This window comes from Streptomyces sp. NPDC107550 (genome assembly GCF_055639095.1).
Map to the genome: position 1 here is coordinate 113,275 of NZ_JBVKBC010000017.1, position 15,180 is coordinate 128,454.

Sequence of the window (15,180 nt, forward strand, 5' to 3'; positions counted from 1 at the left end):
GCTGCCGACCGCCGAAAACCCCTGGTCGGCACGGGGGCGGCGGCTCTAGGATGACGGGCTCCACACGTGATCGCGGCCACCTCTCGCGGGGCCGCCCGACCCCGCGCCGTCGTCCGTCCCCCCACCGGCGCAGCGACGATGGATTCCCAGACTTCTCCAGACTCCCCGCGCCCGGGAAGCCCCGGGGCTTCGTCCGGTGCTCAGACACCGCACACGTTCCAGGTCGATCTGCGTGGCCTGGTCGATCTGCTCTCCCATCACCTGTACTCCAGTCCGAAGGTCTATCTGCGCGAACTGCTGCAGAACGCCGTGGACGCGATCACCGCCCGCCGCGCCGAACAGCCGGACTGCCCGGCCGCCGTACGGCTGTGGGCCGAGGGCGGCTCGCTGCGCGTGGAGGACTCGGGCATCGGTCTGACCGAGGCCGACGTGCACGGCCTGCTGGCGACGATCGGCCGCAGTTCCAAGCGCGGTGACGGCCTGGAGGCGGCGCGGGCCGACTTCCTCGGCCAGTTCGGCATCGGCCTGCTGGCGTGTTTCGTCGTGGCCGAGCGCATCAGGGTCGTCAGCCGCAGCGCGCGGGCGCCGCAGGAGCCGCCGGTTGAGTGGACGGCCCGCGACGACGGCTCGTACACGGTCCGTACGCTGCCGGACGCGGCCCGCCCCGAGCCCGGCACGACGGTGTATCTCCAGGCCCGCGCGGACGCCTCGGAGTGGCTGGCGCCGGAGCGGGTGCGGGCGCTGGCCCGGGACTTCGGCTCGCTGCTGCCGTACGACGTGCGGGTGGACGGCGAGGCCGTCACCGAGCTGCCCGCCGTGTGGGAGCGCCCGTTCCCGAGTCCGGCCGCGCGGCGCGTGGCGCTGGCCCGCCACTGCCACGACCTGTTCGGGTTCACGCCGCTGGACTCCATCGAACTGGACGTGCCCGTCGCGGGCGTCAGGGGGGTCGCGTACGTGCTGCCCCAGGCGATCAGCCCGGCGCAGCGCGCGGGGCACCGCGTGCACCTGAAGGGCATGCTGCTGACCGACCGGGCGGAGCAACTGCTGCCCGACTGGGCGTTCTTCGTGCGTTGTGTGATCGACACGGACAGTCTGCGCCCCACCGCGTCCCGCGAGGCGCTGTACGAGGACGAGACCCTGGCCGGCGTGCGGGAGGCCCTGGGCGAGCGCGTGCGGGAGTGGCTGACCTCGCTCGCGGCCGGCGACCCGGACCGGCTCGCCGCGTTCTTGTCGGTGCATCACCTGGGGGTGAAGTCCCTCGCGCGGCACGACCGGGAGATGCTGCGCACGATGCTGCCGTGGCTGCCGTTCGAGACGACGGACGGGCGGCTGTCCCTGGAGGAGTTCGCGCAGCGCCACCCGGTGGTGCACTTCACGCGGACCGTGGAGGAGTACCGGCAGGTCGCCCCGATCGCGTCAGCGCAGGGCATCGGCGTCGTCAACGGCGGTTACACGTATGACGCCGAGCTGGTCGAGGCGCTGCCCGACGTGCGTCCGGGTACGCCGGTGGCGGAGCTGGACGCGGACACGGTGACGGCGCATCTGGACGCCGTGGACCCGGCCGAGGAGCTGGCCCTTTCGGCGTTCCTGTCGGCGGCGCGGGCCGCGATCGACCCGCTGGGCTGCGATGTGTCGCTGCGCGCGTTCCATCCGCTGACGGTGCCCGCGCTGCACCTGGACGACCGCGCGGCCCGGCACGAGCAGGCACGCGCGCAGGAGGAGGAGCGGGCCGACGACCTGTGGGCGGGCATCCTCGGGTCGCTGCGCGGCAGCGCGCCACGCGCGCGTCTGGTGCTCAACCACCTCAACCCGCTGGTCCGGCGCGTCGGCGCGCTGCGCGACCCGGAGCTGATCGGCACGGCGGCCGAGGCCCTGTACGGGCAGGCCGTCCTCATGGCGCAGCGCCCGCTGCGGCCCGCCGACTCGGCGCTTTTGAACCGTTCGTTCATCGGCCTGCTGGAGTGGGCCACGCACCCGGGCACCCCCGGAAAGGACGAGGTCCGATGACCGAGACCATGGATGTCGCCGCGCTGCGCCGCGCGATGGCCGACAACGCGGCCCAGCCGGAGGGCCCCGCGCGCGGGGCGCGGGCGGAGGTGCTGCTCGCGCACGCCGAGCGCGTCGGTGAGCCGCTGGCGGTGATCGAGGCGCTCGGCCACCAGGTGCAGATGTACAACTACAGCTCCGAGAAGGACAAGATGTTCGTCCCCTTCGCGCGCCTGCTGCGCATGTGGGACGAGCACCCCGAGGACTTCGACGCGCGCGAGGCCCACGCGCTGCACTGGGTCTTCAAGTGGCTGACGGCCGGCATGCTGAGCCAGCCGCACATACCGCGCGCGTCCATCGAGAAGTGGCTCGGCGAGATGGAGCACCGCTACCGGCTGGCCGGCCACTCCGAACGGGCCGTCCGCATGAGCGAGTTCTGCGTGGCGGACCACATGGGCGACACGGAACGCGCCACGCGCGCGTACGACGCGTGGCTGGCCGCCGAGCGCGACGACATGGCCGACTGCCATGCCTGTGAGCTGAACGCGCAGGGCGCCCATCAGGCGTCCCTGCGCGACGACGAGCGCGCTCTGGAGCTGTGGGGGCCGGTGCTGCGCGGCGAGTTCCGCTGCGCCCACGAACCACACGCCACGCTCGCCGACTCGCTGCTGCCGCTGCTGCGCCTCGGGCGCCCCGAGGAGGCCCGCGCGAACCATCTGCGGGGCTACAGGCTCGTACGGCAGATGGAGTCCATGCGGGACGCGTTCGCGGCGCACGTGCGGTTCTGCGCGCTCACCGGGAACGAGGCGCGGGCCATCGAGCTGCTGGCCGAGCGGCCCGCGTACTTCACCGACACCGGCAGCCCGCGGTCCCTGATGGACTTCCTCGCCGTCACCGCCCTCGTCATGGACCGGCTCGTCGCGCTGGGCCGGGGCGGGCAGAGCGTGCCCGGGCCCTCGGGGCGGGCGTGGACCGCGGGCGAACTCGCGGTGCACGCGCGCGAGGAGGCGCTGTCCCTCGCGGCCCGCTTCGACGAGCGCAACGGTTCGGCGCGCATCAGCACCCTGGTGCGCGAGGACATGGACCAGCGGCCGCTCGTGGACCGCCTGCCGCTCGGCGTGCGCGTGACGCGCACCGCGAGCCCCGCCGCCGCACCGGCGCCCGCGCCCGCCCCGGCCGAGTCGCCCGACACGGATGCGGCGCGGCTGGTCGCGGAGGCCCGCCGGCTGTCCGCGACGGAGGGCGGGCCGGAGGCGGCGGGCGCGTGGGCGGCGGCGGCTCGGGCGGCGCGGGCGCAGGGCCTGGAGCTGGACGTCCACGACCGCGCCGAGATCATGGACTACGCGGCGATGGAGTCCGAGGACCCGGTCGGCGGCTTCGCTGAGGCCGCCGCGCTGTACGAGGAGTCCGGCGACGTCCACGAGGCGCGTGCCGCACGCGCGCGCGGGGCGCTGGCGCTCGCCTACGAGGAGCGCGTGGAGGAGGCCGTCGCGGCGGTCCGCGAGCCCTACGAGCAGGTGCTCGCCGCGCTGCCTTCTCTCGACGCCGAGACCGTCAGGCCCGCCGCCGCCGTGCTGACCAGCCGCGCGCGCGTGCTGCTCATGGCGCACACCGGGGACGAGGAGATCGCCGCCGCCGAGGAGTGCGCGCGGCGCGTGGTGACGCTCCTGGAGCCGTTCGCCGACCGGCCCCGCCTGGTCTCGATGGTGGCGACAGCCCACTCGGTGCTCGGCGACGTCGCGGTGCACCGCGGCGCGCAGGACGCGGCCATGGACCTGTACGAGACCGCTGCCGCCGCCCATGTCGCCTCGGGCCGGCCCTGGTCGGCCGTGGACAGCGAGGTACGGCTCGCGCATCTTGCCCGCGACCGCGACGACCTGGCGGGCGCCGAGCGCGCGTTGCGTTCCGCGCTGGAGCACGGGAGCGGGCACATGCCGCCGATGGGCTCGGCGCAGTTGCACCTCCAGCTCGCCGAGGTGCTCGCGGCGGCGGGCGACGTACCCGGCGCGTCCGCGCACGCCCTGGAGGCCGCGCACTGGGCCGACGAGGCGGGCGAGCGCGGCTTCGGCGCCTGGGCCCGCTTCCAGCTCGGCGGTCATCTGCTGCGCGAGGAGCGGATGGCGGAGGCGGCGGAGGTGCTGGAGTCGGCGCTCGCCGACCTGAGCGTGGAGGAGCACGGGGACGGCGCGGTCGTGCAGGCCCGCTGGTGGCTCGGCAACTGCGCCCGCGCCCTCGGTGAGGACCGGCAGGCCGCCACCGCCTATCTGGAGGCGGCGGAGCTGGCGCAGCACTGGCCCGACCCGGTGGACCACGCGATGCTCGCCAACCTCGCCGCCGACGCCCTCGACCGCGGCGGTCACCCGAAGGAGGCGGACCGCGCCTACACGCGCGCGGGCGAGCTGTGGCAGTCCTTGGGGCGCGTGCACGAGGCGGTGCGCTGCCTGCGCGCGCGGGCGTGGCTGGACAGCGCGGGCGAGCAGGACGAACAGGAGCTGATGGGCGCGGCGATCCGGTTGTGCGAGCAGGCGCTCACCGACGCGGACCGGCCCGAGGCCCGCACGGCACTCCTGTCCGAACTGGCGCACACGCACAGCCAGCTCGGGGACCTCATGTCCCGCTACGACGCGGCGGGCGCCCTGCCCCACCTGGACAGCGCGGCGGCGGCCTTCGCCGAGGCCGGCGACGAGGAGCACGCGCGCGAGGCGCGACAGACGCGGGCGGAACTGGCGGCACAGGGCGAGAACGGGGACACGGACGTGCTGGGCTGAGGGCGTCGCGGGGGAACGCTGACCGAGGCCGGCCGCCGGCGTGGGCGCGGGGGCGCTACTCCACGCCGATCAGCATCAGCGCCGACTGGCGGCCGCCCCGGTACACGACCGTGTCGACGGCCAGGTACGTCTCGCGGACGTGCTGCTCCAAGCCGTCCGCGAGGTCGTCGGAGACCTCGTCGCCGAGGACGAGGGTGACGAGTTCGCCGCCCGCCGCGAGCATCCGGTCGAGCACCCCGCGCGCGGTGGCCGGCACTTCGCTGCCGATGATCGCCACGTCCCCGTCGATCAGGCCGAGCACGTCACCGGCCTGGCAGATGCCCGCCATGGTCCACGACTGCCGCTCGGCGACGGCCAGTTCGGCGTACCGCGTGGCGCCCGCCGCCGAGGTCATCGCCACGACGTCCTCGTCGAAGCGGCGGCCGGGCTCGTGCACGGCGAGCGCGGCGATGCCCTGCACGGCGGACCGGGTCGGGATCAGGGCGACCCGGATGCCTTCGGAACGCGCCTGGTCGGCCGCAGCCGCCGCGGTGTGGCGCAGGTCGGCGTCGTTCGGCAGCAGCACGACCTCGCGCGCGTGGGCGCGGCGGATCGCGTCGACGAGTTCGCCGCTGGCGGGCGGCTCGCCCGGCCGGTCGGGCACGGTCGTCGCGCCCGCCTCCGTGTAGAGGCCGGCGAGCCCGTCGCCGGGCACGACGGCGACGACCGCCCGCTCGGCCCGTTCGCGCGGCGGGGCGGCGGCGCGGGCCGCGTGCGCGTCCCCGAGCGCGAAGTGCGTGATCCGGATGCGGTACGGGCGCCCGGCCTCCACGCCCGCCTCCACGGCGGCCCCGGCGTCGTCGACGTGGACGTGCACGTTCCACAGGCCGTCGCCGCCGACGACGACCAGGGAGTCGCCGAGGGCGTCGAGCCGGGTGCGCAGCCGGGCCACCGCGCGGTCGTCGGCTTCGAGCAGGTAGATCACCTCGAAGGCGGGCCCCTCGGCACCGTCCTCGTCGGCGCACTCCAGGTCCTGCGGCGCCGGGGCCGTGCCGCTCGCGCGCGTGGGCGGCACGGCACCCGCGCGTACGGGGGCGCTCTCGCCGGAGACGGCTTCGCTGAGGGCGCCGAGCACGGCCACCAGGCCCCGGCCGCCCGCGTCCACGACCCCGGCCGCGCTCAGGGCCGCGAGCTGCTCCGGAGTGGCCTCAAGGGCGGTGCAGGCGCCCTCGTAGGCGGCCCGGGCGACGGCACGGCAGTCGCCGTCCGCCTCGGCCGCGGCCCGCGCGGCGGCCGACGCCACGGTCAGGACCGTGCCCTCCACGGGGTGGGCGACGGCCTCCCTGGCGGACTCGGCGGCCCGGGTCAGCGCCCTGCGCAGCGCGTCGGCGCCGGCCTCGGCCCCCGTACCGCTGTGATCTCCCCCACGGGACGCGCGATCGTCGGTGCCCGTGGCGGCTCCCTCGTCGGCGTTGGCAGCAGCGGCATCGGCGTCGGTGAGGACCTGGGCCATGCCGCGCAGGAGCTGGGCGAGGATCGTGCCGGAGTTGCCCCGGGCGCCGATGAGGGCGCCGTGGGCCATCGCGCGCATCACCTCGGGCAGCGTGGGGGCGACCGGCTCGCGGCCCGCGCCGAGTCCGGCGAAGACCGCCTCGACGGCCTGGTGCGCGGATTCCAGCGTCAGATACAGGTTCGTGCCGGTGTCCCCGTCCGCCACGGGATACACGTTGATCGCGTCGATCTCCGCGCGGTCGCGGCCGAGCGCCTTCAGCGCCAGCGAGCACCAGGCCCGCACCGCGACGACGTCGAGCACATGCGACACCTGCGGCACTGCGCCTCCCTGAGCGGCTTGACTGGCCTCGCAGAGTAGACCCCGACCGGCGTCCGTTCCGGAAGAGGGCCTGGTCGGGGGCCGGTGAGGGAGGCCGGGCAACCATGGTAATTTCGTTCTGCCGAAGCAGCCGTTGTATGCTGCTCCGGTTGCCCGATACCCTTCGGGCCGCCCCTGGCACCGCCACTCAGATCCCTTCGATCTCGATCTCGGCATGCCGGGATCCACCGTAAGTGCATCTGAAGTCTTTGGAGTGACCCGTGGCTGCCAACTGCGACGTCTGCGGCAAGGGGCCGGGCTTCGGCAACAACATTTCGCACTCGCACCGCCGTACGCCCCGTCGCTGGAACCCGAACATCCAGCGTGTGCGTGCAGTGGTCGGGCGGACGCCGAAGCGGCTCAACGTCTGCACCTCGTGCATCAAGGCCGGCAAGGTCTCGCGCTGACGTAACGCGTAGCGCGGCCACCTAGCTGGTTGCTTGAAGAAGCCGGTCCCCTCGGGGGCCGGCTTCTTCGTATGCCCGGCGCACCCCGGCCGACCGCCCGCCGCACGCCCAGGGCGCCTCAGCCGGACGCCCCCGCCCGCCCGGCACCCCCGCGCGTCCGCCACCCGTGATCCACGGGCCCGATGCCCGCGCCGAGGGAGAAGCCCGCGGCGATGGCCCCCGTGACGTACTCCTTGGCCGCGCGGACCGCCTCCGGGACGGCGAGGCCCCGGGCCAGATGGGCGGCGACGGCGGAGGCGAGGGTGCAGCCCGTTCCATGGGTGTGCCGGTTGTCATGGCGCGGGGCGCGCAGCCAGTGCTCCTCGGAGCCGTCCGTCAGCAGGTCCACCGCCTCGGCGCCGGAGGCGAGATGCCCGCCCTTCACCACGACCCAGCGCGGCCCGAAGGCCAGCAGCGCGGCGGCCGCCCGGCGCATGTCGTCCTCGGAGGCGACGCGCAGGCCCGTCAGTTGCGCGACCTCGTCGAGGTTCGGGGTGGCGACGGTCGCCGTCGGCAGCAGCTTCGTACGGACCGCGTCCAGGGCGGAGGCCGCGAGCAGCGAGTCCCCGTGCTTGGAGACGCCCACGGGGTCCACGACGACGGGCGCGCCGGTCCCGGCGAGCAGCTCGGCGACGCACTCGACCAGGACGGGAGAGGCGAGCATGCCGGTCTTGACGGCCTGGACACCGATGTCGTCGACGACACTGCGGTACTGGGCGCGGACCGCCTCCGCGGGCAGTTCCCAGGCGCCCTGGACGCCCAGGGAGTTCTGCGCGGTGACGGCCGTGACGACGCTCATGCCGTGGGTGCCGAGGGCGAGCATGGTCTTGAGGTCGGCCTGGATCCCGGCGCCGCCCCCGGAGTCGGACCCGGCGACGGTCAGCACCCGGGGCGGGGCGCCGGCCGCGGGCTCGCCGGCCGGGCTCTGCGCGAGGCGGCTCATGCGTCGATCTCCCCGCCCGGCAGGTCGCCGAAGTGGTCCCAGCCGCCCTTGCTCGTCCAGGGCGCGCCGTCGACGGTCACCTGGGGCAGCGCCGAGGGGTGGAGGACCTCGCCGATGACCTTCCAGCGGGCGGGCAGTTTCACGTCCGGCGGGAAGGTGGCGACGATGGCGTGGTCCTCTCCCCCGCTCAGCACCCACTGGAGCGGGTCGACGCCGACGGCCTGGCCGATGTCGTTCATCTGCGAGGGCACGTCGACCTTGCCGGACTTGACGTCGATACGGACCTTGCTGGCCTCGGCGATGTGCCCGAGGTCGGCGATGAGCCCGTCGCTGACGTCGCACATGGCGGTCGCCCCGAGCCCGGCCGCCGCGGGGCCCGCGTGGTACGGCGGCTCCGGGCGGCGGTGCGCCTCGACGAAGGCGCGCGGCGAGCGGAAGCCCCGGGACAGCACCGCGTATCCGGCGGCGGACCAGCCGAGCCACCCGGTGACGGCGACGACGTCCCCGGGCTGCGCGCCTGCCCGGGTCACGGGCTCGTGGTTGCGCAGGTCGCCGAGGGCGGTGATGGCGATGGTGATGGTGTCACCGCGCACGACGTCCCCGCCGACGACGGCGGCCCCGGCGACCTGGCACTCGTCGCGCAGCCCGTCCATCAGCTCCGACGGCCAGGACGCGGGCAGTTCGGCGGGCACGACGAGACCGAGGAGCAGGGCGGTGGGGACCGCGCCCATGGCGGCGATGTCGGCGAGGTTCTGGGCGGCGGCCTTGCGTCCGACGTCGTACGCGGTGGACCAGTCGCGCCGGAAGTGCCGGTTCTCCAGCAGGACGTCCGTGCTGGCGACGACCCGGCGGTCCGGCGCGGCGATGACGGCCGCGTCGTCGCCGGGACCGACCCGTACGGCCGGGGTGGTGGTGAGCCGGGAGGTCAGCTCTCGGATGAGGCCGAACTCCCCCAGCTCGCCGACGGTGCCCTTCATGCGCGTACTGCCCCTTCTGCCCCGGCCCGCTCGCGGTCGCGGCCCGTCTCTGTCATGGGTACGGTTCTAATCACGGGCGGGTTCCTCGCTCCTGGCGGGGACCGCCCCGGCGAGTCCGCGCCTTCCCTGCGAACACGCGGCCGGTACGCCACAGTCACCCCGGGTCTCCCCGTGGGGAGCGGCGACGCGATACCGTGGCGTCCCTTCTCCCCGCATGATCCTCGTGGCCGCCCTGGAGGTTCCGTGGTACAGGCTTACATCCTGATCCAGACCGAAGTCGGCAAGGCGTCGACCGTCGCCGAGCTGATCGGCGCGATCCAAGGAGTCATTCAGGCCGAGGACGTCACCGGCCCCTACGACGTCATCGTGCGCGCCCAGGCGGACACGGTGGACGAACTGGGCCGCATGGTGGTCGCCAAGGTCCAGCAAGTGGATGGCATCACGCGCACCCTGACCTGCCCGGTCGTCCACCTGTAGCCCCCGTCTACCCTGAGCCGGTGAACTCTTTCCGTCACCGGCGTCGCCTTCTCGTCGGACTGCCCGTCCTGACCTTGCTGATCGCTGCCGCCTCGGGCTGCGCTTCAACGGACGACGCTCCCTCGGCGGCGGTTCCCTCCGCCGACGCGAAGGTCACCAAGCTGTGCCGGAACCTTCACGAGGTACTGCCCCGCGAGGTCGACGGCCTGAAGCGCAATGATCCCGAGCCGCGCTCCGAGCAGACCGCGGCGTGGGGAAGCCCGGCGATCATACTGCGCTGCGGGGTGCCGTGGCCTGACGCGGTCCTCAAGAAGGGCACGATGCCGGCGACGGTGAACGGGGTGGAGTGGGTCGTCCAGGAGCTACGGGACGGCTCGCAGCGCATGACGACCGGCGGGCGCCTCGCGTACGTCGAGGTCACCATCCCCAAGGAGCAGGTCACCAAGGGCGGCGCGGGCCCCCTGGTGGACCTGGCCGCCCCGGTCAAGAAGGCGATCCCCGAGGGCATCGCCGACTAGGGCCTTCCGGTCGGCGGCATCGCCGTGCGGCAGGGCCCGCCGGATCTCACGTGAGCACGCGAGAGCCGGTGCGGGCCCCGGCCGGGGGCTCGCTGGGTCAGCGCAGGCCCGTGGGGCGGCGCAGGGCCGCCTGGAGGAGCGTGTCGATCAGCTCCGGGTAGGAGACGCCGGTCTCCTGCCACATGCGCGGGTACATGGAGATGGGCGTGAACCCGGGCAGCGTGTTGATCTCGTTGATCACGAACTCGCCGTCCCCGGTGAGGAAGAAGTCCGCGCGGACGATCCCCTCGCAGGACACCGCCTCGAACGCGGCGACGGCGAGCCGCCGCACCTCGTCGGTCTGCTCCTCGGTGAGCGGCGCCGGCACGATCCCCGCGGCGGAGTCGATGTACTTGGCCTCGAAGTCGTAGAAGTCGTGGGCTTGTACGGGCGGGATCTCGGCGGGGACGGAGGCGCGCGGCCCGTCCTCGAACTCCAGGACACCGCACTCGATCTCGCGGCCGACGACACCGGCCTCGACGATGACCTTCGGGTCGTGCTCGCGGGCCGTCTCGATCGCCTCGTCGAGCCCGTCGAAGGAGTCGACCTTCGTGATGCCGAACGAGGAACCCGCGCGGGCCGGCTTCACGAACAGCGGCCAGCCGTGCTCCCCGACGAAGTCCACGACGCGGCGGCGCGCGCCTTCCTGGTCGCGGTCCCACTCGCGCGGCCGGATCACGAGATAGGGGCCGACCTTGAGGCCGAAGGAGGTGAAGATCCGCTTCATGTACTCCTTGTCCTGGCCGACGGCCGAGGAGAGCACACCGCAGCCGACGTACGGCGTCCCGGAGAGGTCGAGCAGACCCTGCAGGGTGCCGTCCTCGCCGTAGGGGCCGTGCAGCACGGGGAAGACGACGTCCACGTCACCGAGGGCCTTGGGCACGGAGCCGGGCTCGGTGTAGACGACCTCGCGCGAGGAGGGGTCGACGGGGAGGACGACGCCGCCCTCGGGCGACTCGGCGAGGTCGTCGACGTCGGGGACCTTGCGGTCGGCGATGGCCATCCGCTCCGGATCGTCCGCCGTCAGCGCCCAGCGCCCTTCGCGCGTGATGCCGATGGGCAGGACGTCGTACTTGGTCCGGTCGATGGCGCGCAGCACGGCACCCGCCGTGACGACGGAGACGCCGTGCTCGGAGCTGCGCCCACCGAAGACGACGGCCACGCGCGGCTTCTGCCCGCTCGACGAGGTGGCGGAGGACGTGCCCGCAGTCGACGGCGCAGGGCTCTGGAGGAGGTTCTCGCTGCTCATATCGCGTTGAGCGTACCTGCTGGTAGTACGAGAGTCAGCGCCCGCGGAGCCCTCGACGTGGCGGCGCCGCCCGGCCGGCGGACCGGTGGGCGGCGCGTCACCAGGGGGTCGTCGCTCAGTGTCGCTCGGGCTTGGCGGAGCGCGACATGAGTTCCTTGAGGGCGACGACCGGCGGCTTGCCCTCGTGGACGATGCCGACGACGGTCTCGGTGATGGGCATGTCGACGCCGTGCCTGCGGGCCAGATCGAGCACCGACTGACAGGACTTGACGCCCTCGGCGGTCTGCTTGGTGACGGCGATCGTCTCGTCGAGGGTCATGCCCTTGCCGAGGTTGGTGCCGAAGGTGTGGTTGCGCGAGAGCGGCGAGGAGCAGGTGGCGACGAGGTCGCCGAGCCCGGCCAGCCCGGAGAACGTCAGCGGGTCGGCGCCCATGGCGAGCCCGAGCCGGGTCGTCTCGGCGAGGCCGCGCGTGATGAGCGAGCCCTTCGCGTTGTCCCCGAGGCCCATGCCGTCCGCGATGCCGACGGCGAGCCCGATGACGTTCTTGACGGCGCCGCCGAGTTCGCAGCCGACCACGTCCGTGTTGGTGTACGGCCTGAAGTACGGGGTGTGGCAGGCGACTTGGAGGCGCTGGGCGACGGCCTCGGCGCGGCAGGCGACGACGGCCGCGGCCGGCTGGCGGGCGGCGATCTCGCGGGCGAGGTTGGGCCCGGTGACGATGGCGACGCGGTCCTCGCCGACCTTGGCGACGTCCTCGACGACCTCGCTCATGCGCATCGCGGAGCCCAGCTCGACGCCCTTCATCAGGGAGACGAGGACGGTGTCGGGGGCGAGCAGCGGCGTCCAGTCGGCGAGGTTCGCGCGGAGGGTCTGGGAGGGCACGGCGAGGACGGTGAAGTCGGCGCCGTCGGCTGCCTCGGCGGCGTCGGTCGTGGCGCGGACGTTGGCCGGGAGTTCGACGCCGGGCAGGTAATCCGGGTTGGTGCGGGTGGAGTTGACCGCTTCGGCGAGTGCGGCGCGGCGCCCCCACAGGGTGACGTCGCAGCCGGCGTCGGCGAGCACCATGCCGAAGGCGGTGCCCCACGACCCGGTGCCGAAGACGGCGGCTTTCAGGGGGCGGGTCGTCACTTGCTGCTCTCCTCGCTCACGCCGTCGCCGGAAGCCGAACCGGCCTTGCCCGCCTGGGCCTTGCGGCGCTGCTCCAGCCGCACGGCACGCGGGTCGTAACGCTTCTGCGGGGCCTTCTCGCCGCGCAGTTCCTCCACCAGGGAGGTGATGGCGACCATGATGGTCTCGGTGGCGTCCTTCAAGAGTTCCGGCGTGATCTCACGGTCGTAATAGGCCGACAGGTCGACGGGTTCCCCGGCGAGCACATGGTGCGTCTTACGGGGGAAGAAGTGCGGCGTCTTCGCATAGGGCGCGAGCGCGTCGGTGGCGCCCCACTGCCCGACGGGAATGACCGGGCACTTCGTCTGGAGGGCGACGCGGGCGACACCGGTCTTTCCGACCATCGGCCACAGATCGGGGTCGCGGGTGAGCGTGCCTTCGGGATAGAAGGCGACGCACTCGCCGCGTTCCACGGCGTCGATCGCGGCGCGGAAGGCGCTCAGCGCGTTCGTCGTCTCGCGGTAGACGGGAATCTGCCCGGTGCCGCGCATGGCGGCGCCGACGAACCCCTTCTTGAAGAGGCCGTGCTTGGCGAGGAAACGCGGCACCCGTCCGGTGTTGTACTGATAGTGGGCGTACAGGAACGGGTCGAGGTGCGAATTGTGGTTGACCGCGGTGATAAAGCCGCCGTCCGCCGGAATGTGCTCCATTCCGCGCCAGTCCCGCTTGAACAGAACCACCAGCGGCGGTTTGCACAGGACCGCGGCGAAGCGGTACCAGAAGCCGATTCTGCGGCGGGACACTCGGACACCTTCCTCTAGAACCTGACAGCCACTCCCAGGTGGGGCCGCACAAGTGTCGCCGCGGGCCACCGGTCTGTCGAGAACACCGTACGCCCACACCCTGTCGGCCACCGCCCCCCGCGAGCGCGTTCTTGTTCCACGCCCTTCGGAGAGGCCCGGACCGGCTCCGGGTCACAATAGGCGCGTGCAGTGGACCCTGGTGATACCGCTGAAACCCTTGGTGCGGGCCAAGAGCAGGCTGGCGCCCGCGGCGGGGGACGCCCGGCGGCCCCGGCTCGCGCTGGCCTTCGCCCAGGACACCGTGGCGGCGGCGTGGGCCTGCCCGCCGGTCAGCGATGTGGTGGTTGTCACGGACGACGCCCGCGCGGCGCGTGAACTGGCCGCTCTCGGCGCCCGCGTCGTCCCCGACACCCCCCGCCGTGGGCTGAACGAGGCACTGGCCCACGGTGCCGCCGCCGTCCGCGCCGGCCGTCCGGCGGCAGCGCTCGCCGCGCTCAACGCCGATCTGCCCGCACTGCGCCCGGCGGAATTGGACCGGGTCCTGGCGTCGGCCGCCGCATTTCCCCGGGCATTTCTGCCCGATGCCGCCGGAATCGGCACCACGCTGTTGTCGGTGACACCCGGCATGGAATTGTCCCCGGCATTCGGCCCGGACTCCCGGGCCCGGCACGCGGCGTCAGGCGCGGTGGAACTGCCGCTGGAGGGCGTGGCCTCGGTACGCCAGGACGTGGACACCGGCGAGGATCTGCGGGCGGCGCTGGCACTCGGGGTGGGCCCGCACACCGCGCGGGCGGCGGCCGGCCTGCTGATCCCCGACTGACGGCCGCGCGGACCGCCCCGGCGCTCCCCGCGCGGGCCCGGCGGGGGCGGCACTGAGTACGCTGCCGTCATGCAGGCGACCGCGTACACGTACGACCCCGACTCCCGTTCCGGCAGCGTCCTGATGGACGACGGGACGCCGGTGCCCTTCGACGCGGCGGCGTTCGACGCGGGCGGGCTGCGGCTGCTGCGGCCGGGTCAGCGAGTGCGGATCGAGGTCACGGGCACGGGCGACGAGCGCCGGATCACTTTGGTGACGCTCCAGACCTTCTAGGGCCCGGCCCGAAGCTTCCGGGGCCTGAACTGAAGGACCTGAGGGAAAACCCCTGGTCCCGGCGCCGTACATGCCGCGGGCCGGGCTCCCCGAGGGGAGCCCGGCCCGGCGCGTGAGCAGCCTTGTGACACACGGCCCGAGGTAGGCCCTTTCGAAGTCCGGCGTGCGAAGTCCGAAGGGGACCCGCCCTTACTTCTTGCGGGCGGTGGCCTTCTTGGCGGTGGTCTTGCGCGCCGTCGACTTCTTGGCGGGCGCCTTCGTCGCCGTGGCCTTCTTGGCGGGCGCCGTCTTCTTGGCGGTGGCCTTCTTGGCGGTGGTCGCCTTCTTCGCCGGCGTCGCCTTCTTGGCCGTGGTCGCCTTCTTCGTGGCGGTGGCCTTCTTGGCGGCCGTGGCCTTCTTGGCGGTGGTCGCCTTCTTGGCCGTGGTGGTCTTCTTCGCCGTGGTCTTCTTCGCCGGCGTGGCCTTCTTCGCGGCGGCCTTCTTGGCGGTCGTGGTCTTCTTCGCGGCTGCCTTCTTGACCGTCGCCGAAGCGCCACCGGTCAGGCTGCCCTTGGGCGCCTTCTTGACCGCGACATCGTTCTTCGGGAGCTTCTTCGAGCCCGCGACGAGGTCCTTGAAGCCCTGGCCGGCGCGGAAACGCGGCACGGAGGTCTTCTTGACCCGGACGCGCTCACCCGTCTGCGGGTTACGGGCGTAACGGGCCGGGCGGTCGACCTTCTCGAACGAACCGAAGCCGGTGACCGAAACGCGGTCGCCGTTCACCACGGCACGGACGATGGCGTCGAGTACGGCGTCGACGGCGTCAGCGGCCTGCTGACGGCCGCCCACCTTGTCGGCAATGGCTTCTACGAGCTGCGCCTTGTTCACGTCTTCCCCTTCGGAGACATTGCCGGAACGAATCTCTTTCGGCCCGGCTTTTCGCAC

Annotated in this window: 14 protein-coding genes; 7 read left to right on the forward strand and 7 right to left on the reverse strand. The window is 73.4% G+C overall.

Features of this window, described 5'->3' with window-relative positions:
• Positions 1-138 precede the first annotated feature (138 nt).
• Both ACZ7LY_RS22455 and ACZ7LY_RS22460 read left to right on the forward strand, forming a co-directional pair.
• Complete coding sequence (locus ACZ7LY_RS22455) at positions 139-2,007, forward strand: HSP90 family protein (RefSeq protein WP_471626435.1); 1,869 nt, start codon at positions 139-141, stop codon at positions 2,005-2,007.
• Positions 2,004-4,754, forward strand: coding sequence for a tetratricopeptide repeat protein (locus ACZ7LY_RS22460; protein WP_471626436.1), 2,751 nt, complete (start codon positions 2,004-2,006; stop codon positions 4,752-4,754). Before ACZ7LY_RS22455 ends, ACZ7LY_RS22460 begins: the two co-directional genes overlap by 4 nt.
• A 55-nt stretch (positions 4,755-4,809) precedes the next feature.
• On the opposite strand, the gene ACZ7LY_RS22465 is transcribed toward ACZ7LY_RS22460, so the two are convergent.
• Entirely contained in the window at positions 4,810-6,564 is a 1,755-nt protein-coding gene (locus ACZ7LY_RS22465) for a DAK2 domain-containing protein (RefSeq protein ID WP_471626437.1), read from the reverse strand.
• A gap of 260 nt (positions 6,565-6,824) precedes the next feature.
• Between ACZ7LY_RS22465 and rpmB the strand changes: the two genes are divergently transcribed.
• A complete protein-coding gene (gene rpmB, locus ACZ7LY_RS22470) occupies positions 6,825-7,010 on the forward strand; it encodes a 50S ribosomal protein L28 (protein ID WP_015036441.1) in 186 nt (61 codons plus the stop codon).
• 118 nt (positions 7,011-7,128) lie between these two features.
• On the opposite strand, the gene thiD is transcribed toward rpmB, so the two are convergent.
• Both thiD and ACZ7LY_RS22480 read right to left on the reverse strand, forming a co-directional pair.
• Positions 7,129-7,992, reverse strand: a complete 864-nt coding sequence (gene thiD, locus ACZ7LY_RS22475; protein WP_471626438.1) for a bifunctional hydroxymethylpyrimidine kinase/phosphomethylpyrimidine kinase — start codon at positions 7,990-7,992, stop codon at positions 7,129-7,131.
• Complete coding sequence (locus ACZ7LY_RS22480; protein WP_471626439.1) at positions 7,989-8,969, reverse strand: thiamine-phosphate kinase; 981 nt, start codon at positions 8,967-8,969, stop codon at positions 7,989-7,991. The genes thiD and ACZ7LY_RS22480 overlap by 4 nt, the downstream gene beginning before the upstream one ends.
• 243 nt (positions 8,970-9,212) lie before the next feature.
• Between ACZ7LY_RS22480 and ACZ7LY_RS22485 the strand changes: the two genes are divergently transcribed.
• Together ACZ7LY_RS22485 and ACZ7LY_RS22490 are read left to right on the forward strand one after the other, a co-directional pair.
• Entirely contained in the window at positions 9,213-9,446 is a 234-nt protein-coding gene (locus ACZ7LY_RS22485) for an Lrp/AsnC ligand binding domain-containing protein (protein WP_471626440.1), read from the forward strand.
• Between the two features lie 20 nt (positions 9,447-9,466).
• A complete protein-coding gene (locus ACZ7LY_RS22490; protein ID WP_471626441.1) occupies positions 9,467-9,964 on the forward strand; it encodes a DUF3515 domain-containing protein in 498 nt (165 codons plus the stop codon).
• A gap of 97 nt (positions 9,965-10,061) precedes the next feature.
• Here ACZ7LY_RS22490 and ACZ7LY_RS22495 read toward each other — a convergent pair whose 3' ends face one another.
• From ACZ7LY_RS22495 to ACZ7LY_RS22505, 3 genes are all read right to left on the reverse strand, one after another.
• Positions 10,062-11,252, reverse strand: a complete 1,191-nt coding sequence (locus ACZ7LY_RS22495) for a D-alanine--D-alanine ligase family protein (protein ID WP_471626442.1) — start codon at positions 11,250-11,252, stop codon at positions 10,062-10,064.
• Positions 11,253-11,367: 115 nt separating this feature from the next.
• A complete protein-coding gene (locus ACZ7LY_RS22500) occupies positions 11,368-12,381 on the reverse strand; it encodes an NAD(P)H-dependent glycerol-3-phosphate dehydrogenase (RefSeq protein WP_471626443.1) in 1,014 nt (337 codons plus the stop codon).
• A complete protein-coding gene (locus tag ACZ7LY_RS22505) occupies positions 12,378-13,163 on the reverse strand; it encodes a lysophospholipid acyltransferase family protein (protein WP_471626444.1) in 786 nt (261 codons plus the stop codon). Before ACZ7LY_RS22505 ends, ACZ7LY_RS22500 begins: the two co-directional genes overlap by 4 nt.
• Before the next feature lie 184 nt (positions 13,164-13,347).
• Between ACZ7LY_RS22505 and cofC the strand changes: the two genes are divergently transcribed.
• Together cofC and ACZ7LY_RS22515 are read left to right on the forward strand one after the other, a co-directional pair.
• Positions 13,348-13,983 carry a 2-phospho-L-lactate guanylyltransferase gene (cofC, locus tag ACZ7LY_RS22510; protein ID WP_471626445.1) on the forward strand — a complete coding sequence of 212 codons (636 nt, stop codon included), beginning with the start codon at positions 13,348-13,350 and terminating at the stop codon, positions 13,981-13,983.
• 69 nt (positions 13,984-14,052) lie between these two features.
• The gene (locus tag ACZ7LY_RS22515; RefSeq protein WP_471626446.1) at positions 14,053-14,256 is read left to right on the forward strand and encodes a hypothetical protein; all 204 of its coding nucleotides are present in this window, start codon (positions 14,053-14,055) and stop codon (positions 14,254-14,256) included.
• A gap of 189 nt (positions 14,257-14,445) precedes the next feature.
• Here ACZ7LY_RS22515 and ACZ7LY_RS22520 read toward each other — a convergent pair whose 3' ends face one another.
• The gene (locus tag ACZ7LY_RS22520; protein WP_471626447.1) at positions 14,446-15,123 is read right to left on the reverse strand and encodes an HU family DNA-binding protein; all 678 of its coding nucleotides are present in this window, start codon (positions 15,121-15,123) and stop codon (positions 14,446-14,448) included.
• Between the last annotated feature and the right edge of the window lie 57 nt (positions 15,124-15,180).